Raw genomic sequence first — 1,696 nt, forward strand, 5'->3', positions numbered from 1 at the left:
ATGGGTTTTGTTTGTGGATAAACGGGGTAAAACTCAATAAAAATGGGCCTTGGCGAGGTGATTGCTGGTAAAATAGACCCCATGAATATCGCCGACCAACTCGCCAAATCCAACCTACCCAGTGCAGTGCGTGACGCACTCTTGGCTCAGTTGGCCTTGGTCGAGGAGCAGGCGGAATTAGCCAAACAGCAGTCTGGTCAAATCAAATTTCGTGATCAGCATATTGCCGCGCTGACCTTAGAAATTGCCCATTTGCGCCGCATGCGTTACGGCGTCAGGGCCGAAAGTCTGAGTGCCGAGCAACGTCAGTTGTTTGAAGACACACTTGACAGTGATATTGCCGCCATCGAGGTACGCGTTGAGGCGGCAGCGCCCAAAGAAAAACGTGAGCGGGCCGGTCGACAAGCGCTGCCTGCCCACTTGCCACGCACAGAAATCCTGCACGAGCCTGACTCGTGCAGCTGCGCAGAGTGTGGGCTCACCCTCGCCAAAATGGGTGATGATGTCAGCGAGCAACTGGATTATCACCCTGGCACCTTTCGTGTATTGCGCCATATTCGCCCCCAATATGCCTGCCGCCGCTGCGAAACCGTCACTGCCGCGCCGATTCCGGCCAGTTTGATCGATGGAGGGCTGCCTACACCGGCCTTACTGGCATGGATTATGGTCAGCAAATACGTGGACCATCTGCCTTTGTACCGGATTGCTCAAATCGCCGAACGGCAAGGTGTGACCTTAGCCCGCTCCACCCTTGCTAGCTGGGTAGGCGTGATTGGCTTCTGGTTGCAACCCTTGGCCGACCGGCTGGCGGAACGGCTGCTAACGCAAACCATCTTGCATGCCGACGAAACACCGGTTTCGCAGCTGGATCCAGGCAAGGGCAAGACTAAAAAAGCATATTTATGGGTTTATCGCAGCAATGTGCTCGCCGCAGGCCCACCCATCGTGGTGTTTGATTACCAAATCAGCCGCTCTGGTCAGCATGTGCGGGATTTCCTTAGCGACTGGCAAGGTCGGCTGATGGTTGACGGCTATGCGGGCTATAAAGCGCTGTTTAGCACGGGCGTAACCGAACTCGGCTGCTGGGCGCATGCACGGCGCAAATTCTATGAGCTGTATGAATCGAACCAAAGCCCGATTGCCGCCGAAGCGCTGCGGCGCATTGCGGCCCTGTATGCGCTGGAAAGCGAGATTAACGCACTGGATTTAACCCCAGAGGCACGAATTGCCGAACGGGCCAGACAGCGTTTGCTCGAAGCCCGACCACTGCTGAACGAGTTCAAAACGTGGCTGGATCAAATGCTGCTCAAAGTTGCCCCCAATAGTGGCTTGGCTAAAGCGCTGAATTACAGTTGCAAACGCTGGGATGCGTTGGAGCGCTATAGCGAGGACGGCCTTAGCCCGATCGATAACAACCCCGTTGAAAATGCCATCCGCCCGATTGCCATTGGCAAGAAGAACTGGCTATTTACCGGCAGCGAACAGAGTGGCCACCGTGCCGCCGCGATCCAAACCTTACTCGGCACCGCCAAACTAAACGGGATTGAGCCGCTGATGTGGCTGACAGAAGCATTAGAAAAACTCCCGACTTGGCCCAATAGCCGAATTGACGAGCTGCTGCCATTTGTTAAAGATCAGAGCCCACAAGATAACGAAGGCTAAAGCAGCTGGCTAGGTGGGAGGGCTGAGCGCTTAC

General features: G+C 55.4%; 1 protein-coding gene. It reads left to right on the plus strand.

Translation table 11 applies throughout. The annotated features are described in order from the left end of the window. Window positions 1-81: 81 nt before the first annotated feature. Window positions 82-1,662: an IS66 family transposase gene (gene tnpC, locus R6242_RS22180; protein ID WP_318431061.1), complete on the plus strand. Its 1,581-nt coding sequence runs from the start codon at window positions 82-84 to the stop codon at window positions 1,660-1,662. The last annotated feature ends 34 nt before the right edge of the window (window positions 1,663-1,696 follow it).

Source organism: Iodobacter sp. CM08 (assembly GCF_033446605.1).
Classification (GTDB): Bacteria; Pseudomonadota; Gammaproteobacteria; order Burkholderiales; family Chitinibacteraceae; genus Iodobacter.

Coding starts and splice junctions, on each gene's coding strand:
- tnpC (WP_318431061.1), top strand. CDS start 82: ATGAATATCGCCGACCAACTCGCCAAATCCAACCTACCCAGTGCAGTG.